This is a genomic window from Buttiauxella massiliensis (genome assembly GCF_902500225.1).
Taxonomy (GTDB): domain Bacteria; phylum Pseudomonadota; class Gammaproteobacteria; order Enterobacterales; family Enterobacteriaceae; genus Buttiauxella; species Buttiauxella massiliensis.
Genome location: NZ_LR722652.1, coordinates 1 through 22,383, shown reverse-complemented (window position 1 = coordinate 22,383; position 22,383 = coordinate 1). Strand labels below are relative to the sequence as shown.

Below are 22,383 nucleotides of genomic sequence, written 5' to 3'. Positions count from 1 at the left end.
TTGCCATCAGGGTATGATCCCCGACATTCACCACTTTTTACCCAACCTGGACACCGAGCCAGGCATAGCTGATTTTTTGAGGTTTTGATGGACAACGCTGAACAGCAATTTCTGAACGATCTAGATACTAAATTCTGGAAAGCCGCAGACAAGCTGCGTGCCAATATGGACGCCGCCAACTACAAGCATGTGGTGCTGGGGCTGATCTTTCTGAAGTATGTTTCAGATGCCTTTGACGCACGTCGGAAGGAACTGAAAGGGCTGTTTGAAGACAAATCCAACCCGGACAACATTTACGCACTATCTCGTGATGATTACGACACGGAAGAAGCCTATCAACAGGCGATTTTAGAAGAGCTGGAAGTCCAGGACTACTACACTGAGAAAAATGTTTTCTGGGTTCCCAAACTGGCTCGCTGGGAAACGCTAAAAACCAATGCTGCTTTGCCAGTGGGGACGATTCTGGGGAAAGACGATAGTGGTAAAAATATCGTCATGACGTCAGTATCAAAGCTGATTGATATCGCTCTGGATACTATCGAAAAGAGTAACCCAAAGCTGGAAAACATCCTTAACCGTATCGGCCACTACCAGCTTGGCAACGATCTGTTGATCAGTCTGATCAACGTTTTCTCCGATACCAGCTTCAGCGAGCCTAAATACAATGGCGTGAAGCTCAATTTGAAGAGCAAAGATATCCTCGGCCACGTCTACGAGTATTTCCTTGGTCAGTTCGCGCTGGCGGAAGGCAAGCAGGGCGGGCAATACTACACGCCAAAAAGTATCGTCACACTGATTGTGGAAATGCTCCAGCCTTACAAAGGGCGCGTTTACGACCCGGCGATGGGGTCCGGGGGCTTCTTCGTTTCCAGCGATCGCTTTATCGAAGCGCACGCTGATGAAAAGCATTACAACGCTGCTGAGCAAAAACGCAATATCTCCGTTTATGGGCAGGAATCCAACCCTACCACCTGGCGTCTGGCGGCGATGAACATGGTGATTCGCGGTATCGATTTTAACTTTGGTAAACAGAACGCCGATACACTCCTGAACGATCAGCACCCAGACCTGCGAGCCGATTTTGTCATGGCGAATCCACCATTCAACATGAAAGAGTGGTGGAATGCTAAGCTGGAAGATGACGTCCGCTGGCAGTACGGCACACCGCCACAGGGCAATGCCAATTTTGCCTGGATGCAGCACATGATCCACCATCTGGCACCGAAAGGTTCGATGGCGCTACTGTTGGCGAATGGGTCAATGAGTTCCAATACCAACAGTGAAGGTGAAATCCGCCGGGCGATTATTGAAGCGGACCTGGTGGAGTGCATAGTGTCCCTGCCAGGGCAACTATTTACTAATACTCCAATTCCAGCCTGTATCTGGCTGCTGACCAAAGATAAATCGGGCGGCAACGGTAAAGCACACCGTAAAGGTGAAGTGTTGTTCATCGACGCTCGCCAGATTGGTTTTATGAAAGATCGTGTACTGCGCGATTTTTCGACGGATGATATCAGGAAAATTGCTGATATTTTCCATGCTTGGCAGACGGATAAAGATTATGAAGATAAAGCCGGTTTCTGCTTTGCTGCCACGTTGGACGACATAAAGACAAAAGATTTTGTCTTGACTCCAGGACGCTACATTAGTGCCGTTGAACAAGATGAAGATGGCGAGCCATTTGCGAAAAAGATGGAACGACTAACGACCCAGCTTAAAGAACAACTGGCGGAAGGAGCTGAACTGGAGAAGCAAATTAAGGCAAATCTGGGAGGGCTGGGATATGAGTGTTAACAGGCCTTGCGTTCGACTTGGTGATTATTGTCTAAAAATTGGTAGTGGTGCCACTCCCAAAGGAGGGGCTAATGTTTATCTTACATCAGGAGATATCAGCCTTATCCGGAGCCAGAATATATATAATGCTGGCTTTAGACCAGAAGGTTTGGTTTACATTACCGCAGATCACGCTGAAAAGTTAAGTAATGTTGCCGTTCAGGTTGATGATATTTTACTTAATATTACCGGAGATTCTGTAGCGCGAGTTTGTCTTGCTCCTCAAGAGTTTCTGCCTGCAAGGGTTAATCAGCATGTGGCTATAATTCGTCCAGACCCGAAAGAATTTGATGCCAAATTTCTCCGCTATTTCTTGGCTTCACCGACACAACAAAATTATCTTTTAACTCTTGCAAGTGCAGGAGCTACTCGTAATGCACTGACAAAAGCAAATATCGAAACACTAGATGTATATAAGCCAAGCATGGTTATCCAAAAATGGATAGCAGACCAACTCGAATCACTTGATAAAAAAATCAGGATCAATAATCGTATCAATCAAACATTGGAACAAATGGCTCAGACCTTGTTCAAAAGCTGGTTTATCGAATTTGAACCTGTAAAAGTCAAAATTGCGGTACTAGAAGCCGGTGGCTCGCAGGAAGAAGCAACGTTTGCTGCTATGACAGCCATTTCTGGAAAAGACGCTGGTTCTTTGACTGTATTTGAGCAGGTTTATCCTGAAAAATATGCTGAACTCAAGGCTGCGGCAGAGTTGTTTCCGTCAGCAATGCAGGATATTGATTTAGTTAAAATACCTAGAGGTTGGCGTTTAGTTCGATTAAATAACATAGCCTCATTCGCATCAGGGAAGGTCAATGTATCTGAATTAACCAAAGATACATATGTCTCTACTGAAAATATGCTCGGTAAAAAAATGGGGATAGAGCGTGCTACATCACTACCTTCAGCTAATACCACACCATCTTTTAAATCTGGACACATTTTAATTTCAAATATACGTCCTTATTTTAAAAAAATCTGGCTTGCCCGATTTTCAGGGGGACGCTCTGCGGATGTTTTAGCTTTCGAACATAAAAAAAATATCACAGCCGAATATTTATATAATGTTCTTTATCAAGACTCATTTTTTGACTTTATGATGCAAACTTCAAAAGGTGTGAAAATGCCCAGAGGAGACAAAAAAGCCATAATGGAATGGTCATGTATAGAGCCAACTGTAGAGTTAACTAGTCTTTTCTCAAATAAAGTGAAAGAATTTTATTCTTATATTGAAAGCCACAATAGAGAAAATATTCAACTTTCAAAACTCCGGGATGCTTTACTCCCCAAACTCCTTTCTGGCGAAATCACTCTACTGGAAGCTGGAGGTGTTGTGAAAAAATCCAGCGAAACGGCAAAGGAAGCTGACTATGTTTAAAGTCGATCAGCCCAGCAATAGCCTGCAACCGCTTCAGGAAACCACCTTTAGCAACGCTGGTTTTACCGAACGTTACCACTTACAGGAATGGCTGGCGAAGCACCCGCAGGCGTTGACCCGTAATAGCGATGACGAGCTACTTATTATTCAAAAAGAGTTTGCCGGGTTTGACGACACCAAAGAGCGACTTGACCTGCTGGCGATCGACAAAGACGGCAATCTGGTGATCATTGAAAATAAGCTTGATGACTCTGGGCGCGATGTTGTCTGGCAGGCGCTGAAGTATGCGGGGTACTGCGCTAATCTGCGTAAAGAACACATTGTTGAGATCTTCCAGCGTTATCTTGACTTGAACGAACCAGACGAAGCCAGGCCTGCGGCTGACGTACTGGCGGAATTCCTTGAGTACGATAGCCTCGAAGAGGTGCAAATTAACCAGAGCCGATCGCAACGCATCATGATGGTCGCTGCGAATTTTCGCAAAGAGGTGACGAACACCGCTCTTTGGTTGATGCAGTTCAACATCCGAGCGCAGTGCTTCAAAGTTACACCTTACCGTTATGGTAACGATGTGCTCATTGATATCAGGCAGGTCATCCCTACGCCAGAAGCGGAATCCTATATGATCGGCATGGCACAGAAAGAAGCTGAAGAGCAATCAACCACTGGGGAATCAAAAGCGCGCCACCATTTACGCAAAGCGTTTTGGACGCAAGCCTTAGAAAAATTCCGCGTTAGTACTTGCACCCTTTACAACAATATCAGCCCATCAACAGACCACTGGTTAAGTGCAGGCTCTGGTATCAGCAGCGTTTCGTATAACTTGATTTTCAGTAAGAAGGAGATTCGAGTTGAATTATGGATTGCCAAACCTTCGGCTCAAAGCAATACATTCGCTTTTAATTGGCTATATGAACGCAAAGAATTAATTGAAAATCGTTTTGGACACGAATTGATCTGGCAACCTCTACCAGAGAAAAAATCCTGCCGAATTAGCTTTAAAAAACCGATTAACGGTATTTCTGATGAGCAAAACTGGCCGGAGATGATCGATTGGTTGATCGAAAGCATGACAGCTTTTGAAAAAGCATTTTTCACTTATCTACCGGATCTTAATCAGTTGATTAAACAAACCTTTAACGGGCATGATGAAGTTGAAAATACAATAGAAGAAGCCGAACACGTTTAACACAGGACGTTACCGATGCTGACTGAAGACGACTTAGAACAGCTTTGCCTGGGGTGGTTTGCCGAACAAGGCTGGGAAATTCATCACGGGCCGGATATTGCTCCTGATGGTAGTAACCCGCAACGCGCCAGCTATCATGATGTATTCCTGACACCCGTGTTGACCTCCTGCCTGCAAAAACTCAACCCGCATCTGCCCGCAGACGTCTTCGAACAGGTTATCTCCCGTATTACTCGTGCTGAAAGCCCGGATCTGATTGCCAGTAACAAAGCCTTCCATCACTGGCTGCTGGAAGGTGTACCGGTTCAGTACCGCCGCGACGAAGAACTTATCCACGACCATGCCTTGCTGGTGGATTTTAACCAGCCGCAAAACAACCGTTTTATGGTGGTCAATCAGATGACCATCAGCGGGACGAAACAGCCTCGTCGCCCGGATATCGTCTGCTTTATTAACGGATTGCCGCTGGCGGTGGTGGAACTGAAAAGCCCCATCGACGACAAAGTAGATATCTGGGATGCCTACCACCAGTTACAGACCTATAAAGATGAAATTCGCGATCTGTTTATCAGCAATGAAGCGCTGATTGTCAGCGATGGCTATCTGGCACGTGTGGGTTCTTTGACAGCCACGGAAGAACGTTTTATGCCGTGGAAGACCATCAGTAATGAAAATGACAAGCCCCTGCTGGAATGGCAACTGGAAACCATGGTGCGGGGGTTCTTTAACCGGGAACTGTTGCTCGACTATATCCGCTACTTCATCCTATTCGAGAACAATGACGAAAGGCTGGTTAAAAAAATAGCCGGTTATCACCAGTTCCACGCGGTACGTGAGGCCGTGCAGGCAACGATCGTCGCTGCTACCGGTAAGCAACTAGCCCTGCACAGCAACATTCAGCCAGGCAGTAAGAAAGCAGGTGTGGTCTGGCATACGCAGGGCTCCGGTAAAAGCATCTCCATGTGTTGTTATGTCGGCAAACTGCTACAACAGCCGGAGATGGGCAACCCGACGATTGTGGTCGTAACCGATCGTAACGATCTGGACGGTCAGCTTTACGGCACCTTCTGTCAGGCGCAGGAACTGCTAAAACAGATGCCAGTGCAGGCGGATGACCGCGAAGCACTGCGGGAACTGCTTGCTACTCGCGATGCAGGCGGCATTATCTTCACTACCGTGCAGAAATTCTCCCCGGAAGAAGGGGAAAACGCCCATCCGGTACTCAATGGGCGCAGCAATATCGTTGTTATTTCCGATGAAGCGCATCGCAGCCAGTACGGCATGAAAGCCAACCTGGACCGGGAAACCGGCGTCTATAAATACGGTTACGCTAAACATATGCGTGACGCGCTGCCCAACGCCTCGTTTCTGGGATTTACTGGAACACCGGTTTCGGCAGAGGATCGCGATACCCGCGCTGTATTTGGCGATTACGTCTCGATTTACGATATTCAGGATGCGGTGGACGATGGCGCAACAGTGCCTATTCACTACGAATCCCGGCTAGCGAAACTCGATCTCAATCATGAAGAACTGGCGGCGCTCTCCGATCAGGTTGATGAACTGATTGAAGATGATGAGTTGGACCTGCGTGAAAAAACCAAAGGTGAATGGAGCCGTCTGGAGAAACTGGTTGGTGCTAAACCTCGTCTCCAGCAGGTTGCCGCTGATCTGATTTCCCACTTTGAGAAGCGCAATACCGTAATGGACGGCAAGGCGATGATTGTCGCGATGAGCCGAGAAATCTGCGTCCATCTTTACGATGAAATTATCGCGCTACGCCCAGAGTGGCACAATGACGATCCTGAAAAAGGACAAATCAAAATCGTGATGACCGGTACAGCGTCCGATAAGGCAATGCTGCAACCGCATATCTACAACAAGCGAACTAAAAAACGACTAGAGTCACGCTTCAAGAATGTGAACGATCCACTGAAGCTGGTGATTGTGCGCGATATGTGGCTGACCGGCTTCGACGCCCCCTGCTGTCACACTATGTATATCGACAAGCCAATGCGCGGACATAACCTGATGCAGGCCATTGCCCGCGTCAACCGGGTATTTAAAGATAAACCCGGCGGGCTGGTGGTTGATTACATCGGAATCGCCAATGAACTGAAACTGGCACTGAAAACCTATACCGATGCAAACGGTAAAGGCGATGCGACCATTAATGCCGAAGAAGCACTGGCAATTATGCTGGAAAAGCTAGACATCATCCACGGTATGTTTGCCAAAACAGCAACGTCAGCGGGTTTTGACTACACCGGCTTTGAAGCTTACGCACAAAAGCTGTTGGTGCCTGTTGCAAACTACGTGCTCGGCCTTGAAGACGGTAAGAAGCGTTTTCTTGATAACGTACTGGCAATTACCAAAGCCTGGTCGCTTTGCTGTACGCTGGATGCGGCGCAGCCTTATAAACTGGAGATTGCGTTCTTGTCTGCGGTGAAGGCCGCTATCAGCAAATTTACCAGCGTGGACAAAAAAATAAGTCAGGCCGAGAAAAACTCCGCGCTGAAACAGATTCTGGATAATGCCGTAATTGCTAACGGCGTGGATGATATTTTCACACTAGCCGGGCTGGATAAACCCAATATTGGCTTACTTTCTGATGAGTTTTTGCAGGAAGTCCACGATATGCCGTATCGTAACCTGGCGGTAGAGTTGCTGGAAAAACTGATTAATGATGGTATCCAGTCCCGCACAAAAAATAACGTGGTGCAGGAGAAGAAGTATTCGGAACGTCTTCAGGCGGTGTTAATTAAATATAACAACCGGGCTATTGAGACGGCACAGGTGATTGAAGAGCTGATCCAGATGGCGAAGGATTTTCAGTCCGCAATGGCGCGTGATGATGCACTTGGCCTAAATCCTGATGAGATTGCTTTCTACGACGCATTAGCAGAAAACGAAAGCGCCGTTCGGGAATTAGGAGATGAGGTGCTTAAGAAGCTAGCGATAGAAGTGACGCTGAAGCTACGGCAATCCACCACCGTAGATTGGCAAGTGCGCGAGAGCGTTCGGGCCAGGTTGCGTATTCTGGTTCGTCAGACACTGCGTCGTTATAAGTATCCACCTGATAAAACACCTGATGCAGTAGAACTGATTCTGAAACAAGCGGAAGTGATTTCGAATCACTGGACGATGTGAATTTTGGGCTGGCCCTGTCAACTGCCAGCCATAGCTAAATCATCATTAGTTAAGAGGCACAGTCGTGAGCAAATATAGTGAAATACAGCAACAATTAGATAAAGTAAGCCCAATCCCTAAAGGAATCCCTAAAATATATCTTTTAGGCGATACTGGTGCAGGAAAAACAACTTTTATTCGAAAGGTTCTAGGGACTGAAAACACTAAATTCCCAACTACCCGACAGAATAGAACAACTGTTGCACCAACTGAATATGTAATATGCAAGTCTTCTGATTTTGAATTGACAATTTTATTAAAATCCGTTGCTGAAATTAAAGGATATATTAAGGAAATACTAAAGGAAGCGTTGGAAAAATCATTGAAAGGTGATGACGTTATAAGAAGCTTGCGTCAGACAAGCGATCAGCGGTTTCGTTTATATTACCTTCTTGATGTAAATAATATTGAAGGTTTTGCTAAAAAAGTTGTTTTGCTCACTCCATTGCTTTCTCAAAAAATAAATGAACTAAAAGAAATATTTAAAGGTGATATTACTGATCAGGATGAATATATCAGCTTTGCTATTGATGAACTTAATGATAAAGTTGAATGTATCCAAAATGAAATATTGGGTGCGGTCCAGCAGGTTGTAATGTCAATTTGTGATGGGAAAGAATTAAATAACGAATCACAGATATACAAATTTAGTTCCCCAGAAAAAGAAATTTTTATTACGAAATGCAAAAAAATACTATCAAGTGATAAAGAATCGATATCCCCTGTTGTTGAATATTCCAGAGTGAGTGGGGCGCTCAAATCAGAATGGGTAAGTGATAGCACGGAAATAGTCATTATTGATGGTGAGGGTATTGGTCATAATACGAAAGAAAGTGCCCAGTTAGATGCCAGACATTATGATTTCTTTTATGATGTAAATTCCATTTTGCTTATTGAAGAATCAAAGAAACCATTTATTGCTGGTGGTAAAAATGCATTGAAAAGCATATTTCAGCGTGGGTATGGTGATAAACTAAAGCTGATCTTTACTAAACTTGATGAAGTTATACCTTATGATTCTGATGAACCTACCGATGATGAAAGAATTGACTGTGTAAAAGATGGGCTTAGCAATGTACTGGATGCATTAAAAAAAGAAGATGTAAAATGCAATATTGCTATTGATGATATCTATTTTGTTGGTAATCTTGATAAGTCTGAATACAATGAGAGGTTAATGCTCGGTTTTAACTCGATATTCGAAAGTACAGTTTCCATGATTGATAATTATGATGTTTTTATAGAGCCGAGATATGACTTCGAATTATTAGCATTGCATATAAACACCACCTCTAATAATTTTAAATCAAAATACAATAGATTACTGAATAAGGAGCATTGGAAAACAATAGAGGCATTTAACAGGCGGATGTATTCAAATATAGATGAATTCAGAATGTTTATGCCAATTACTGATTTTGAAGAGGTTGCAAGTCAATATATTGGTGGTTTCTTGTCATCGCCAACAAGTTGGGAGTGTGATGCAGTTGATAATTTAAAACAAAAGAGCATTGATAAAATAAAAAGAGAGTTCAATAAACTTATTCTTGGTTTTATTCGCAATAATTTAATCATTGAACCATATGAAAAATGGAAAGAATCTTATTTATTTGCAGGTGCTGGCTCAACCATAAAGAGAAGAAATGCAGTGTCCACTATTATTAATGACGTGGTGGTCGATTCTTCTCAAGTTGAAAGTTTTAAAAAATTCAAAGATAAAATGAAGGGGGTCGTTGTTAAGTCAATTGATAATTGTAAATAGCACAGGTGGGTAAATAGCCCAAGCTAATGTTTTGGGCTATTTATCAAAATTTTTCTGTTAGTGTCATTGGTGGTTCTTTTTATATTCGTGTAAGGAGAGTAATAATGCCTTTAGATTTAAGTAACACCTTGGTTATCGGCATTAGCGCAACGGCGCTTTTTGACATGAGCGAATCCGATCGCACGTTTCGCGAAACTTATGCGACCGATCCCGATAGTGCTATCGAAAAGTATCGCGCCTATATGCTGGAGCACGAAAACCAACCTTTGCAGCCTGGTACAGGTTACCCCTTAGTCAAAGCTCTTCTGGGGCTCAACCAGCATCGTCAACCGGATGATAAATCACCGTTAGTTGAAGTTGTCGTAATGTCGCGTAACAGTCCTGATACCGGTATCCGCGTTTTGAATACCATTCGTCATGACAAACTCGATATCACACGCACTGCCTTTACCGCAGGCGAAACCGTTGCCGATTACCTTGATGCTTTTGATGTCGATCTGTTTTTAACTACCAATGTCGAAGATGCCCAAAAGGTCATTGATTCCCGGTTTTGCGCCGCCGCTATATTAAAAGATCCACCTTCCGACGCCTCCGATATACCGGAAGGGCAGGTCCGCATTGCGTTTGACGGTGATGCCGTGCTTTTCTCTGATGAAAGTGAGTTAGTTTATAAGACTCAAGGTATGGCTGCTTTTCATGCCCAGGAGGATGCACAGCAAGATATCCCAATGGCTGAGGGGCCATATGCCACTTTGCTAAAAAAAATAGCCAAGCTTCAGGAGCGACTACCGACAAGGGTTGAGTATTCTCCTGTCCGTATTGCACTGGTGACGGCCAGAAACAGCCCTTCGGAAATGCGAGTTATTAAAACGCTGAGAAGTTGGGGAGTTTATGTTGATGAAGCTTTTTTTCTGGGCGGTGTTGAAAAAACAAAAGTTCTGAAGGCATTTAAGCCGCATATTTTCTTTGACGATCAGGATGTGCATTTGAATGCTGCAGCAAGCGTTGTTCCTTCAGGGAAGGTTCCTTATGCCAGTAATTCTGAGCTTTTTAAGAGTGAAGCGTCATAAAGCGTCCAAAGCTATGACGCAGTAATATTTGTCGACGGTCAAGCAGCATAGCGCACCCAGTACAATCTCAACGCCAGCAAGATCTAACCCAGGGGGAAGTGTTTGGTAGTCGGAAACTCAGAATGCGAATGAGAAATCATGCCTCATAAATTTCTTCATTATGTAACGCTCTTTGGCTACCTTAAACTGTTCGCAAATAAGTCACAGGGAATGGTAAATGGCGCAATATTGGTGGAAGGATTTACTTGATCGGAATAACACCTGGCAGGGACTGGAGTTAATGGTCCGGGGTGAGCAACACTCCGATCAGGCGATGGAGATGCTAAGTGGTCACCATGGGCGTATGGCGCTTCAGCTTCAGGGAGAGACATTGTTCTGGGCTTCAATGCTTAAAGATCATTCCGGCGTCTGGCTGGTGTTTAATGCCGATCATCCCGGTCAGCAGGACTTGTTGCCTCCTGTGACATCGGCCGATGTGGAGTCAGTTAAAAAGCAGGCATGGATAAGTGGATGGTGTCGCTATTTTGCCCGGCAACTGATGGGTGCCCCTGAACCACTGTTACCTACGCGTCGTTGGTTATTGAGACCAATGGATTTGGTCAACCGTACTGCGCCATACTCCTGCCAACAGACTGTACCGGTTGCACACTGGTGTTTTAATTCGCCAGCCAGTACGGGAAATATTGGCTGTGATTGGACTCTCTATGGCGAAGATTTCCCTGATTTAACGGATCCGCAAAAAGTCAGGTTGGTGGACTGGTGGTGGGGCGGTAATTTGCTGCTAGGGCGTTACTCGATAAAAACCGATGCCGGGCGGCTAAAATGGTGGCGTAAAAAATGCCGTGAGGGGACGTTACCACCTGTGCTGGTCTGGTACATTGCCGGGCTGGCATCGTTTGTGATCCTGGATGGTCATTATCGTCTTCAGGCGGCGATTGAAGAAGGTATCCCGCCTCTGTTTCTGGTGCTCAGTGAACTGAATGAAAGGGAGTTTCCGTCAGATCCTGAACATCAGGCTCGTATTGTCCGGGCGCTGGAGCAACAACAGCGTAAAAACCCTGAATGTAGCGTTGATGGGGTGAACCAGACGTTGATTAATCTTTATGATACCCGCTATCTGTACGCTTCAACTCACAGTCGGGCTATTCTCGGCGAGGGGGAATCCTGGGCGCGAGACGTTGGAGCCTTGTTGCATAAACATCAGCTCGGGGAATACCTGGAAAGGATCCTTAATCGCGTGAGTGATTAGTTAAATCAATAAAGGGAAGGCGGTTATGGATATAAGAGCGTTTTTTAAAGAATACAGAGATACAGTTCTGGCATCAGCGGGAATTATTATTGCTATCGGTTCTCTTTTTTTCACAATCTGGCAAGGAAAGGAACAAATTCGACACAACCATATTTCTGTCGAACCACGAGTTAATGCCTACTTTGCCAATGATGGCCGAATTAACAAATCGGGTGTTTACATCATCAATAATGGGATGGGAACAGCATTTGTTTCTGCCATTTCTGTCACTGTCGATGGAAAAAAGGTTAATCCTATCAATAACAATGTATTTCTTGGTGCAGTGAGCTCTCTTGGACTAAATGCAAAGTGTTTCGTCGTTGGTGGCCCACGACCAAATGACTCCTTCAGAGTTGGGGACGAAACGTTTCTGATTGAGGCAAGGGGAACAGATAAGAGCTGTTCACTTGATTCTCTGATGTTAATGTTAGCGACGTTAGAATCATCTAGGTTGGATTTTATTCTGGATATTGAATCCATATATGGTGATAAGTTTCGATATATTTATTCAGAGAATAAACAAGTCAGAATTAATTAAATTTCTAATTTTCCACAACAACACTCCTCATCCCTGAATCACGCATTTACAACACTGGTCATTCAGGTCCCTGAGCAAATTGTTGGCGGGTGCACAGATTACTACCATATCCGCTTAATGGCTGGGTAACTATTCAGTAGAAGATACTTACGCCAGCGAATCCAAATATTTTCACACCCATATCACCCTTATGAACCTCCGGCTGGAATCATCTTCACGATGGTCCCAGCCTTCTTTTTATCTGTCTGATAACAAAGGAGTGATATGGATTTGAACAATCAATACGAAGACGCTGAATACTACGAAGATGACGATACCGATGAGTCCCCCGAAACCGCTCACCCACGCTCTTTCCACACCATTGTCGGCTGGCTCTACGATAAAGCTGTCAGCGGCATCGCAGGTGCCGAATCAGCCGAAATGCTCGCTGCTCGCTATCTTGAAGACGCCAACGGTGATGTGCAGCTCGCCTCCCGCAATATAGTCCATTGGGAGAGTATCAAAGCAGGTAGCAGTGGCTTTCTCTCCGGCATCGGTGGTGTAGTGGCTTTGCCTGTTACGCTGCCGCTGAATGTTACCAGCGTGTTGTTTCTCCAGACCCGACTGGTAGCGGCGATTGCTTGTCTTGGGCAACACCGACTGTCTGACGAGCGCATCCGAGCACTTGCAGGTTTATGCCTGTGTGGTAACGCGGCAAAAGCGTTGTTACATGAATTGTCGCTTCAGTCTATCAACCGCTGGGCGGTGACAATAACGCAGCAGGTGGCAGAGAAAACTCTGGCGCTGCTCGTCACCCGCGCCGGGCTGGTGAGCGCGGAAAGCATGATCCGTCTGGTGCCGCTGGCGGGCGGTGTTGTCAGCGGTGCTGTGGACATGGCTTCTACTCGCACTATTGGTGGTATTGCCCGTACTACCTTTCTGGATGCCATCCCCCGTCTCCCAGACTGAAACAACATTTTCTCTTATCGCCATGGCTTGCTGATAGGCTGTGTCACTGACCATTGGTATGTTATCTCTCTCCCAAACCTTCAATAATCCATTTCTAACATTCTGATGAATGAGGTTTTTTCATGAATAAAATACGCATTGCTTTATCCACCGTCCTGCTGATTTCTGCCAGTGTTTCCGCCGCTGTTACTGAACAGGAATGGGGGAACTGGTACGGCAACACCGGTGGCATGGAGTTCGCCCTGAACACGCAGAACCGTGCCGGACAGGCGCTGACGGTCAGTTGTAGTAACAAACAGATGCTGGTCACGCTTAGCTCGCAAAAGGAAAACTGGTCGGCCAGATCTGATGAAGCGCTGGATGATCTGTATCTGCGGATCAACAACAAAACCTATGAGCTGAGTAACGATACGATGTTCCCGAACGAGCCGGTTCCGGCGCAGCTTGTGTTTGAGGCGCTGGCGCACGCGAAAGCAAGTGACACCATTGTTTTCACTTCCCGCCAGACCGGTGATTCAAAGCCATTCAGCGCCCGTGGGCTTAACGAAGCACTGAAAGGCATCACCTGGCAGGATTGTATGAATCAGTCCTGAGTTGTTGCATCAGCAGAAAATATCTCTTTGATAAAGCTCGGACACCGATGTGTCCGGGCTTTTTGCCGTTTATAAGGAATCTCACTATGACCCGATTATCCACCCTTTATGGCGCGGCAACTTCAATTCGCCGCGACCGCCCATTGACCCACGATGAGTTGATGCGCGTTGTTCCCGGCGTTTTTGGCGACGATAAGCACACTTCACGCAGTTCGCGCTATACCTACATCCCGACTATCAACGTACTTGAGAGCTTGCAACATGAAGGGTTCCAGCCGTTCTTCGCCTGTCAGGCTCGCGTGCGTGACCCTGATCGCCGTGAATACACAAAGCATATGCTGCGCCTGCGTCGTGCCGGGCAAATCACCCAAAAGGAAGTTCAGGAAATCGTGCTGCTCAACAGCCATGACGGTACCAGCAGTTACCGCATGTTGCCGGGAATGTATCGCCAGGTCTGTTCGAATGGTCTGGTTTGCAGTCAGTCCTTCGGTGACATCCGCATTCCACATAAAGGTGATGTGGTGGGGCAGGTGATTGAAGGCGCGTATGAGGTACTCGATGTGTTCGACCGTATCGAGCAGGGCAAAGAAGCAATGCAGGCCATTACGCTCACGCCGGAAAATCAACAAGCTTATGCCCGTGCCGTGCTGACGTATCGCTACGGTGAAGAACATCACCCCATCACTGAAACGCAGGTGCTGAGCGCTCGGCGTTGGGAGGATGAGAAGAGCGATCTGTGGACCACTTTCCAGCGTGTACAGGAGAATCTGATAAAAGGCGGGCTAAACGGTCGTTCGGCACAGGGCAAACGCCGCCATACCCGCGCCATTCAGGGTATCGATGGCGATATCAAACTGAACCGCGCTCTGTGGGTGTTGGCAGAGAACATGCTGCAACACGTCTCATGAATCTTTCATCTTAATCACATGCTGTTAAAAGGATCTCTATGTCTGAACTGATATTAACTCCAGCCTTTCCGCCCAATGAGCAGCGTGTTATTCGCCGGGCAATGCGTCTGCTGGAAAAATACCAGCGTCACCCCGGCGAGCAATTTCTTGCCACAACGTTCACAAAAGTCTGGCTACAGCTGAATCTCTCACAGCAGGAGCGTGAAGCTTTTATGGTGCTTTACCTCGATAACCAGCATCGCCTGCTGGAATACGAAACGCTTGCGCTCGGCACTATTAATCACGTTGAGGTTCATCCCCGCGAAATCGTGAAATCCGCGCTGCGCCATAATGCGGCGGCAGTGATTCTGGCACATAACCATCCATCAGGAGCCGCAGAGGCCAGCCAGCAGGACAAACACCTCACCAGCCAGGTCATCAAAGCCCTGGCGTTGGTGGATGTACGCGTGCTGGATCACTTCATTATTGCTGGTGGCGATACCATTTCTTTCGCGGAACGCGGCTGGCTATAACTACACAGGAAATCATCATGGAAAAGAACACTACATCTGATCAGTGTTGGTGGGGCCTGCGAGACGATATCACACCATCGTTTGGTGCACGGTTAGTCCAGGAAGGTCAGCGACTGCATTACCTCCCTGATCGCTCTTGTTTTAACGGCAAGTTCACACGGAGGCAGTTACAGACGCTGAACCGCACGTTTCCACGGTTTGTTAAGAAGATGGAGGCGGCACTGAAAAGTGGTCAACTGGACCCTCGTCAGGCAAAACGCTTTAGCGTCTCGCTGAACGGTCTGAGCTGTGATGCCGATACCAACGGCAGTTACGGCTACGTCTATATCACCATCTATCCATCAAGCCAAACGAAAACCCTCCTGCTCTGATATACAAGGAAATCCCTATGCCACACGCCTTATCACTGTCTTCAGCGGCAGCGGCTTCCCCACGCCTGTCTCCATTGGAAGCCTGGCAAAAGCTGCTGACGTATCTGCTGGATCGTCATTACGGCCTTGCACTGAACGACACACCCTTCTGTGACGATGCGGTTATTCAGGAACATATCGATCGCTCTCTGTCGCCAATGGACGCGGTGAACTTCATTGTGGATCGCTGTGGGCTGGTACGTATCGATCGGCATGGTTTCACCGCCGACGCTCAGGAACCGTTTCTCACTCCGCTGGATATCCAGCGTGCCCGTCATGCGTGCAGATTAATGGTTGCTTCACTATCTGCCGCTGACAGGTTATGTCACTGACCTTTAGTAGCCTGAATGTTCTTGTTAACGCAGAGGTGAAAATGTCTGTTTACCAACACATTAACGGCGCTGACTGGCGCAACATTTGGGTTACCGGTGACCTCCATGGTTGTCATAGCCTGTTGCTGAAAAAGCTAACCAGCATCGGATTCGATATCTCGCAGGATTTGTTGATTTCAGTCGGTGATATGGCCGATCGCGGGGCGGAAAACGTTGAATGTCTGGCGTTGCTTACCCGCCCGTGGTTTCTGTCAGTGCTCGGCAATCATGAACAGATGCTGCTGGACTGCCTGCTGAATGGTGGCAGTACGAAACACTGGCGGGTGAACGGCGGTGGCTGGTTTTTTGAACTGGATCTTGAAGATGAGCAGCGGGTCAGGGCGTTGTTGCCGCAGATCGCCGCACTGCCACTGGTTATTGAAGTGACAATCCAGAGTAAAAGGTTTGTTATTTGCCATGCCGATTATCCTGATAATCACTACATCTTCGGCAAACCGGTCAATGAAGAGGCGATCCTCTGGAGCCGGGATCGCATTGCCGCGTCATCTCATGGGCAGGTTAAGGCAATCAACGGCGCTGACCAGTTTATTTTCGGTCATACGCCGCTGCAAACACCGCAGCAATTCGCCAATCAGTACTATATCGATACCGGTGCCGTGTTCGTTGACAACCTGACGCTACTACAAATTCAGGGAGGTGAATCGCAACTGTAATGAAATCAGTGTAAGGCCGCATCATTTCCTGCGAGCCGCTTTCCCGATTTACCTTTCTGACCTTCCCACACTCTTTATTCACCGCATAATGCGCCTGCCACTCCCGGCAGGCGCTTTTGTTTTGTACGGACAAAATATCATGCAAACAGAAGCTGAAGTCTTAACCGACCACACCGAGCTGATTTGCTCGACCAATATTGAACGAATCGTAACGGGGCGTGATGCTGCTCTGAAGCAGATTGAAGTGCTGATCCGCCAGCTTGATGCTATCTCGCGCCTAACTTCCGGCATTGGTGGCGACGTAGCGGATCATTGGGCAATGCGTCAGGGGCATTCGTTTGACTGCTGGCTGGTTCAACCTGTCGACAAAGCGATGCCTGTGATCACCCGCAATATCGACCGCAGCATATGGCGTGATCTTATGCTCAAATCTGGCATGTTGACGTTGATGGATGCAGAAGCCCGCAGCCAGTGGGCGAAGAATCTGGAGGAGGGCGATCTCCCGGCGATCAGTGAAGCCAATATCCTCAACACCTTTGAGCAGTTGCATCACAACAAACAGGAGGTATTCGAGCGCGGCATTATCAACGTGTTTAAAGGATTAAGCTGGGACTACAAAACAAACCATCCTTGCTATTTCGGCAAACGGATCATCATCAACAGCCTGGTGAAGTATGACAAATGGGGCTTCGGCCTGAACTGGGGTTGGCGGCGTGATCAGCTAGCCGATTTGGAGAGAATGTTGTGCCTGCTGGATGGCAAAACCATTCCCGATAACCGATACGATGTTTCCATCAGGTTTATGGATTTTATTCGCGATAACCCGCGTGAGCAGGTGTTTGAGGACGATCTCTTCACCCTTCGCTATTTCCAGAAGGGAAGTGGGCATATCACGTTTAAACGTCTGGATCTGGTAGAGAAGATGAATGATATCGTGGCGAAGCACTATCCGGGGGCGCTGCCAGCGAAATGAGGATAAGCATTGCTTTATCAAACTCACCCAGGGCTTTTAGCGAGGTAATCTTAATGAATTCGCTCACAACACAAACCATCAATGTACAAATTTCCGTGGAGTTGGCCGCAGCTGTTGAACATCTGGCTATTGAATTAGGCTTTTCCAAGAACTGGGTTATTAATGAAGCACTGACCCGTTTTCTGGCTGAAAGAGAACGACGTCACCAGAACATCCAGATCGGTCTTGCCGGTGTGGATGCTAGTCAAGTGGTGAGCCACTCGGATATGGTAGATTTTGCCAATCGTTTAAAGGATGCCTGACAAGCAAAGATGCCGCTCCCCCGATAGTCACCTCCCATTGCGATTTGCTTAAATCTTCCCCATACTAGGTACATGTGTTAACTACACGTGTAATTTCAGGAGGCCTTATGCCAGGTATGAGTGTACGACATAAAAAGACTGTCAGCGTCACGCTGGAACCTGTACTGCTTCAGCAAGCCCGTGATGCAGGTATCAATCTGTCTGCGGTGCTTACCGCTGCGCTGAAAGAGGAAATCAGTGCCACAGGTGTTGAACGCTGGAAAGCTGAAAACAAAGCAGGTTTGCAGGAGCTCAATCGTATTACTGATGAGCACGGCCTTTTGTCGGACGATTACAGGACGTTTTAACCATGCAATACGTGGTTTATCGCAATAAAGGAAACAGCAAGGCTTATCCTTATTTACTTGATGTGCAGAGCGATATTATTGATGAGCTGCATACTCGCTTGGTTATCCCGCTGTTTCCTGTGAGCAGCCTGGTAAATAATCCGGTTAAGCGCCTGACGCCTACTCTGAATGTGGAAGGGAATGACTATCTGGTTATGACTCACGAAATGGCCAGTATCAGGCTGTCACAGATTGGTGATGAGGTGATGGATGCCCGTTCATACCGGCAAACCATTAAAAATTCGCTCGACTTTATCTTTGATGGTTTTTAACTTACTTGCAGGCCTGCATGGGGAGTTGCTCGCGGCACGATTCGCCTTTGTTAACATCCTACTGACTGCTGCCGTTTCTGACAGGCAAAACAGAATGTCATAATGCAGCAGTTCTTTTTCCACTACCGGGCGTAAATTATCCAGTCCTCTCTGGCGGATCGCTTCTTCACCCCGTGTATCAACCCCCACCTGCTTAGACATTATTCAGCTTAAATGCGTATCCCGACCAACCCGGCAGAGATTGCGTAACAAAAAGACATCTGAAAATGGTTTTTCCGTACATATGGTAAATTTCGCTATAGGTAAACACAAAAGACCTTAAATAGGGGCTTTCGCGTCTATTAATGATCTTTATGCTTTTGATATCAGTCACATTATCCTCTTCTCTTACCTTTCGCTTTACTCATTTATGTGTTTTATACTCTTATCTGTGTTTTAATGATCGCATCTGCCTGATCTGAAGGGTGACACTATGCCGCAAAACAACATCAAACAACTTCGTACCCAGTTGTCGATCACTCAACGCGAGCTGGCGTCTATGGTCGGCACCAGTCAGCAGCAAATCCAACGTATCGAAACAGGAGCGGTTGCCGCGAAGCTGGGCCTCGCACAGTCAATATGCAATGCCCTGGATAAACCTTTAAACGTCGTGTTCCCGGAAAGCGATCGGTTGATAAACGACTTCCGTAGTAAGCGCCGTAAAACTGATGAAGATCTTGAGACGATAGCCTCAAGTGGCATTGAAATGGATAGTGGTCTCTGGACCGTAAAGCTTTGGCTGCAGGGGCAGCAGGACTATTTGTTGCTACCCATTTCGGCTGCGGATAAGCGGCGGTTTTATTATTATTTTCAGGAAAAAACCGCGCCAAACACAGAATGTTTCTTCGTTTTTGATTCCGCCGAGCATCGTTACGCGTTAAATATTCGTGAAGTGGTATTTCACCAGTTCCTGTCTGATGGCTTTGCACCCATCGTGAGCGAAGAGGATGATGACTATGAAGACGATTATTTTAATGTCCATATCACGCTGGTGAACGGCGGACCAGAGATACCGCTGAGTGTTGAGGCTGATGTGGCAACAAATGAAGAGACGGGCGAAATCGGTCAGTTGAATGCGTTCTTTGAAATGCTTGATAGCGATGCTGAAGCAACGGAGCGCTATATGCTAACCGATGAGGATGGCGAAGATGCTTTTATCCGTATCGGTTCTATTGCCATGGTGCGAGTCGCACTTGACGCGCTGGAGCCTGTGGAAGAAGATGACGAGTAATCATTGAGTTAGCTGATTTTCCAGAGAATAGCATTGAGTATACATGTGAGTATATCTGGCGGTTATCTTGCTTTGTAATGTTATTTATTTCAGTAAGTTACGTCGTAAAATGCGGTGCGGCCTTCGCACCATATGTATGTAAATAGACCTCAACTGAGGTCTTTTTTTATGTCTAAAATCCAGTCCCCGCAAGGCTTTGCCTGACCATTCTTCCTAGTGTAAGCATCCCCGTAATCCGCGCCATTCACTTTTAGAGTTCTTCCGACATACTGATTATGTCACCTGTGGAGATCACTATGCGTAAGATCCGATTCACCGAGCACCAGATCATCGCCGTTCTGAAGTCTGTTGAAGCCGGGCGCACCGTCAAAGATGTGTGCCGCGAGGCCGCTATTTCCGAAGCCAGCTACTACAACTGGCAGGAGAAATATGGCGGGATGGAAGCCGCTGATATCAAAAAAATAAAAGATCTTGAAGACGAGAACCGTCGTCTGAAGCAGATGTTTGCCGATCTGAGTCTGGAATGCCGGGCGCTGAAGGACGTTATCGAAAAAAAGCTTTAAAACCAGCGATAAAGCGGGAACTTGTCAGCTATCTGGCTGCACAATTTTCCATGAGCATCCGCCAGGCATGCAGGACAGTTTCGCTGAGCAGGACGGTGTATTTTTATCAGCCCGATACCCGGCGTGATGAACCGGTGATCCTGGCGTTGACTGAACTGGCAGAACGCTATCCGCGATACGGATTTAAGAAGCTTTTTCAGGTGCTTCGTAGACAAGGGCACGGCTGGAACCACAAACGCGTGCACCGGATTTACTGCGCGCTGAAACTCAATTTTCGCCGCAAGGGGAAACAACGTCTTCCGGTGCGCAATCCGGCTCCGCTGGCAACGCCGGAAGCACTCAACCAGAGCTGGTCGATTGATTTTATGCACGACGCGCTGACATGTGGCCGACGTTTTCGGACTTTCAACGTCGTGGATGATTTTAACCGCGAGGCTCTGGCGATAGAAATTGACCTGAATATCCCGGCGCAGCGGGTTGTGCGGGTGCTGGACAGGATAGTGGCAAACCGTGGATATCCACTGAAGATGCGGATGGATAACGGACCGGAGCTGATATCACTGGCTCTGGCACAATGGGCTAAGGAGCATGGCGTGATGCTGGAATTTATCAAGCCAGGCAAACCGACGCAAAACGCGTTTATCGAACGATTTAACCGAACGTACCGGACCGAAATACTGGATTTTTACCTGTTCAGAACACTGAATGAAGCACGGGAGATCACGGAGCGCTGGTTGTCAGAATATAACAGCGAGCGGCCTCATGAATCCCTGAATAACCTGACGCCGGAAGAATACCGGCTGATGGCTGATAACCCGGAAATCTCAAAAAGTGCGTGGAACTAAAACGGGTGTGCTTACATCCCGCTTGCTTACTTCTATATGGTTGATGATCAATTAGCAGAGCTGACATTAAGTTGGGGAAAGCTATCTGACCTGGATAAAATGCAACTGCTTGCTCAAGCAAAAGCAAAATCATCTTTGTAGTTGGGCTAATCTAAATCCAGCAACACCCAAGCTTGGCTCCCCGCGTAAATCTCCGGCTTAACGATTTCCTTCTTTATTACGCGCCAGGCACCCATCACGCAGTTCACGAACAGGTCGACAAAGACATCATCGTGCAGCGTACATTTATATAGCTAAACCGGTTCGCATGCGTTTCACTGGTTTGCTGTGTTTAAGCTGATAACACAGCTGCGAATCGACGCAGGCCGAAAGCAGATAGTACCGAAAGCCCGAAGTGTACTTATAAAGGAACGATGTGTGTGGGGTTCATCGTGGCTCGGCTGTAACAACTGTTCACTTGGGAGAAGCCGGATACATTCACGCACGATGCTGCCTCCATCAAAAGCCTTGCTCTCCATGTCGCCAAACTTCTTACGCCTTCTATATATAGAAGGAAGAACAGGAGGTGGCATGTTTAAGGCAGATCTCGCGGTTAGGAACGGCAACCTCGGCTTCGCGAAGGAGCGGTGAGGCAGAAAAATGCGTCTTCATGGGGCGTTTCTGGTGGTCCTGATGACGTTAGTACTGACTTTGAGATTAGTTTATCAAGGAGAGTCGATCAGTTTTGTGGATAACTTTGTGAACAACTGCGTATAAGGCGGGGTTTTGCTGGGGATTGCAGCAGTCAGTCAAATTACTGCATATTTAGGCTTGCAGCCTCAGAAGAACTCCCTATAATGCGCCTCCATCGACACGGAACATGTGAACAACATCACAGAGTAACGGCGGCGATGAGAGTCAAATATCCTGAAATTAAGGGTTGACTCTGAAAGAGGAAAGCGTAATATACGCCACCTCGAGTTAGCAAGCGAAAGCGTCTAACTCACTGCTCTTTAACAATTTATCAGACAATCTGTGTGGGCACTCGCAGGATTGATATCTCAGATACCTTCGGGTATCAAAAAAATATCAAGTCTTGAAGAGTGACCAAGCAGTAATTCATTTAG

21 protein-coding genes are annotated in these 22,383 nt (G+C 47.0%); all 21 read left to right on the top strand.

What is annotated here, in order from left to right:
* Positions 1 to 87 precede the first annotated feature (87 nt).
* The 21 genes from GC128_RS08660 (at position 88) to GC128_RS08555 (ending at position 21,277) form a co-directional block, all read left to right on the top strand.
* Positions 88 to 1,794, top strand: coding sequence for a class I SAM-dependent DNA methyltransferase (locus GC128_RS08660; protein ID WP_151993961.1), 1,707 nt, complete (start codon positions 88 to 90; stop codon positions 1,792 to 1,794).
* Complete coding sequence (locus GC128_RS08655; RefSeq protein WP_151993960.1) at positions 1,784 to 3,214, top strand: restriction endonuclease subunit S; 1,431 nt, start codon at positions 1,784 to 1,786, stop codon at positions 3,212 to 3,214. The genes GC128_RS08660 and GC128_RS08655 overlap by 11 nt, the downstream gene beginning before the upstream one ends.
* Positions 3,207 to 4,403, top strand: coding sequence for a DUF4268 domain-containing protein (locus tag GC128_RS08650; protein WP_151993959.1), 1,197 nt, complete (start codon positions 3,207 to 3,209; stop codon positions 4,401 to 4,403). Before GC128_RS08655 ends, GC128_RS08650 begins: the two co-directional genes overlap by 8 nt.
* A gap of 15 nt (positions 4,404 to 4,418) precedes the next feature.
* Positions 4,419 to 7,553, top strand: a complete 3,135-nt coding sequence (locus GC128_RS08645; RefSeq protein WP_151993958.1) for a type I restriction endonuclease subunit R — start codon at positions 4,419 to 4,421, stop codon at positions 7,551 to 7,553.
* Between the two features lie 64 nt (positions 7,554 to 7,617).
* Complete coding sequence (locus tag GC128_RS08640) at positions 7,618 to 9,354, top strand: P-loop NTPase family protein (RefSeq protein ID WP_151993957.1); 1,737 nt, start codon at positions 7,618 to 7,620, stop codon at positions 9,352 to 9,354.
* A gap of 104 nt (positions 9,355 to 9,458) precedes the next feature.
* Complete coding sequence (locus GC128_RS08635; RefSeq protein WP_151993956.1) at positions 9,459 to 10,424, top strand: 5'-nucleotidase; 966 nt, start codon at positions 9,459 to 9,461, stop codon at positions 10,422 to 10,424.
* A 217-nt stretch (positions 10,425 to 10,641) separates the two neighbouring features.
* A complete protein-coding gene (locus GC128_RS08630) occupies positions 10,642 to 11,673 on the top strand; it encodes a hypothetical protein (RefSeq protein WP_151993955.1) in 1,032 nt (343 codons plus the stop codon).
* 25 nt (positions 11,674 to 11,698) lie between these two features.
* Complete coding sequence (locus GC128_RS08625) at positions 11,699 to 12,250, top strand: hypothetical protein (protein WP_226812036.1); 552 nt, start codon at positions 11,699 to 11,701, stop codon at positions 12,248 to 12,250.
* Between the two features lie 264 nt (positions 12,251 to 12,514).
* On the top strand, positions 12,515 to 13,198 hold the full coding sequence (locus tag GC128_RS08620) for a hypothetical protein (RefSeq protein ID WP_151993954.1): 684 nt from the start codon (positions 12,515 to 12,517) through the stop codon (positions 13,196 to 13,198).
* Positions 13,199 to 13,320: 122 nt separating this feature from the next.
* Positions 13,321 to 13,791: a hypothetical protein gene (locus tag GC128_RS08615; protein WP_226812034.1), complete on the top strand. Its 471-nt coding sequence runs from the start codon at positions 13,321 to 13,323 to the stop codon at positions 13,789 to 13,791.
* 86 nt (positions 13,792 to 13,877) lie between these two features.
* Positions 13,878 to 14,699, top strand: coding sequence for a DUF932 domain-containing protein (locus tag GC128_RS08610; RefSeq protein ID WP_151993953.1), 822 nt, complete (start codon positions 13,878 to 13,880; stop codon positions 14,697 to 14,699).
* Between the two features lie 38 nt (positions 14,700 to 14,737).
* Entirely contained in the window at positions 14,738 to 15,211 is a 474-nt protein-coding gene (gene radC / locus GC128_RS08605) for a RadC family protein (RefSeq protein WP_151993952.1), read from the top strand.
* A gap of 17 nt (positions 15,212 to 15,228) precedes the next feature.
* Positions 15,229 to 15,582, top strand: coding sequence for a type IV toxin-antitoxin system YeeU family antitoxin (locus GC128_RS08600; RefSeq protein WP_151993951.1), 354 nt, complete (start codon positions 15,229 to 15,231; stop codon positions 15,580 to 15,582).
* Positions 15,583 to 15,599: 17 nt separating this feature from the next.
* Positions 15,600 to 15,953 carry a TA system toxin CbtA family protein gene (locus GC128_RS08595; RefSeq protein ID WP_151993950.1) on the top strand — a complete coding sequence of 118 codons (354 nt, stop codon included), beginning with the start codon at positions 15,600 to 15,602 and terminating at the stop codon, positions 15,951 to 15,953.
* A 41-nt stretch (positions 15,954 to 15,994) separates the two neighbouring features.
* Entirely contained in the window at positions 15,995 to 16,666 is a 672-nt protein-coding gene (locus GC128_RS08590; protein WP_151993949.1) for a metallophosphoesterase, read from the top strand.
* A gap of 139 nt (positions 16,667 to 16,805) precedes the next feature.
* Positions 16,806 to 17,639, top strand: a complete 834-nt coding sequence (locus GC128_RS08585) for a DUF4942 domain-containing protein (protein WP_151993948.1) — start codon at positions 16,806 to 16,808, stop codon at positions 17,637 to 17,639.
* A 53-nt stretch (positions 17,640 to 17,692) separates the two neighbouring features.
* Positions 17,693 to 17,941 (top strand): CopG family ribbon-helix-helix protein, encoded by a 249-nt coding sequence (locus GC128_RS08580; protein WP_151993947.1) that lies wholly within the window; start codon positions 17,693 to 17,695, stop codon positions 17,939 to 17,941.
* Positions 17,942 to 18,048: 107 nt separating this feature from the next.
* Positions 18,049 to 18,288: a type II toxin-antitoxin system CcdA family antitoxin gene (locus GC128_RS08575; protein WP_151993946.1), complete on the top strand. Its 240-nt coding sequence runs from the start codon at positions 18,049 to 18,051 to the stop codon at positions 18,286 to 18,288.
* A gap of 2 nt (positions 18,289 to 18,290) precedes the next feature.
* Positions 18,291 to 18,599, top strand: coding sequence for a CcdB family protein (locus GC128_RS08570; protein ID WP_151993945.1), 309 nt, complete (start codon positions 18,291 to 18,293; stop codon positions 18,597 to 18,599).
* A 472-nt stretch (positions 18,600 to 19,071) separates the two neighbouring features.
* Complete coding sequence (locus GC128_RS08560; RefSeq protein WP_151993944.1) at positions 19,072 to 19,869, top strand: helix-turn-helix transcriptional regulator; 798 nt, start codon at positions 19,072 to 19,074, stop codon at positions 19,867 to 19,869.
* A 296-nt stretch (positions 19,870 to 20,165) separates the two neighbouring features.
* A protein-coding gene (locus tag GC128_RS08555; protein ID WP_151993943.1) for an IS3 family transposase occupies positions 20,166 to 21,277 on the top strand; the annotation gives its coding sequence in 2 pieces (ribosomal slippage) (positions 20,166 to 20,427 and positions 20,427 to 21,277; 1,113 coding nt in all).
* Positions 21,278 to 22,383: the final 1,106 nt, after the last annotated feature.

Excerpts from the sequence above, each read along its gene's own strand:
- GC128_RS08660 (WP_151993961.1), top strand. The coding sequence starts at position 88 with ATGGACAACGCTGAACAGCAATTTCTGAACGATCTAGATACTAAATTC.
- GC128_RS08620 (WP_151993954.1), top strand. The coding sequence starts at position 12,515 with ATGGATTTGAACAATCAATACGAAGACGCTGAATACTACGAAGATGAC.
- GC128_RS08650 (WP_151993959.1), top strand. The coding sequence starts at position 3,207 with ATGTTTAAAGTCGATCAGCCCAGCAATAGCCTGCAACCGCTTCAGGAA.
- GC128_RS08595 (WP_151993950.1), top strand. The coding sequence starts at position 15,600 with ATGCCACACGCCTTATCACTGTCTTCAGCGGCAGCGGCTTCCCCACGC.
- GC128_RS08560 (WP_151993944.1), top strand. The coding sequence starts at position 19,072 with ATGCCGCAAAACAACATCAAACAACTTCGTACCCAGTTGTCGATCACT.
- GC128_RS08645 (WP_151993958.1), top strand. The coding sequence starts at position 4,419 with ATGCTGACTGAAGACGACTTAGAACAGCTTTGCCTGGGGTGGTTTGCC.
- GC128_RS08600 (WP_151993951.1), top strand. The coding sequence starts at position 15,229 with ATGGAAAAGAACACTACATCTGATCAGTGTTGGTGGGGCCTGCGAGAC.
- GC128_RS08570 (WP_151993945.1), top strand. The coding sequence starts at position 18,291 with ATGCAATACGTGGTTTATCGCAATAAAGGAAACAGCAAGGCTTATCCT.
- GC128_RS08590 (WP_151993949.1), top strand. The coding sequence starts at position 15,995 with ATGTCTGTTTACCAACACATTAACGGCGCTGACTGGCGCAACATTTGG.
- GC128_RS08615 (WP_226812034.1), top strand. The coding sequence starts at position 13,321 with ATGAATAAAATACGCATTGCTTTATCCACCGTCCTGCTGATTTCTGCC.
- radC (WP_151993952.1), top strand. The coding sequence starts at position 14,738 with ATGTCTGAACTGATATTAACTCCAGCCTTTCCGCCCAATGAGCAGCGT.
- GC128_RS08575 (WP_151993946.1), top strand. The coding sequence starts at position 18,049 with ATGCCAGGTATGAGTGTACGACATAAAAAGACTGTCAGCGTCACGCTG.
- GC128_RS08635 (WP_151993956.1), top strand. The coding sequence starts at position 9,459 with ATGCCTTTAGATTTAAGTAACACCTTGGTTATCGGCATTAGCGCAACG.
- GC128_RS08585 (WP_151993948.1), top strand. The coding sequence starts at position 16,806 with ATGCAAACAGAAGCTGAAGTCTTAACCGACCACACCGAGCTGATTTGC.
- GC128_RS08625 (WP_226812036.1), top strand. The coding sequence starts at position 11,699 with ATGGATATAAGAGCGTTTTTTAAAGAATACAGAGATACAGTTCTGGCA.
- GC128_RS08655 (WP_151993960.1), top strand. The coding sequence starts at position 1,784 with ATGAGTGTTAACAGGCCTTGCGTTCGACTTGGTGATTATTGTCTAAAA.
- GC128_RS08610 (WP_151993953.1), top strand. The coding sequence starts at position 13,878 with ATGACCCGATTATCCACCCTTTATGGCGCGGCAACTTCAATTCGCCGC.
- GC128_RS08580 (WP_151993947.1), top strand. The coding sequence starts at position 17,693 with ATGAATTCGCTCACAACACAAACCATCAATGTACAAATTTCCGTGGAG.
- GC128_RS08630 (WP_151993955.1), top strand. The coding sequence starts at position 10,642 with ATGGCGCAATATTGGTGGAAGGATTTACTTGATCGGAATAACACCTGG.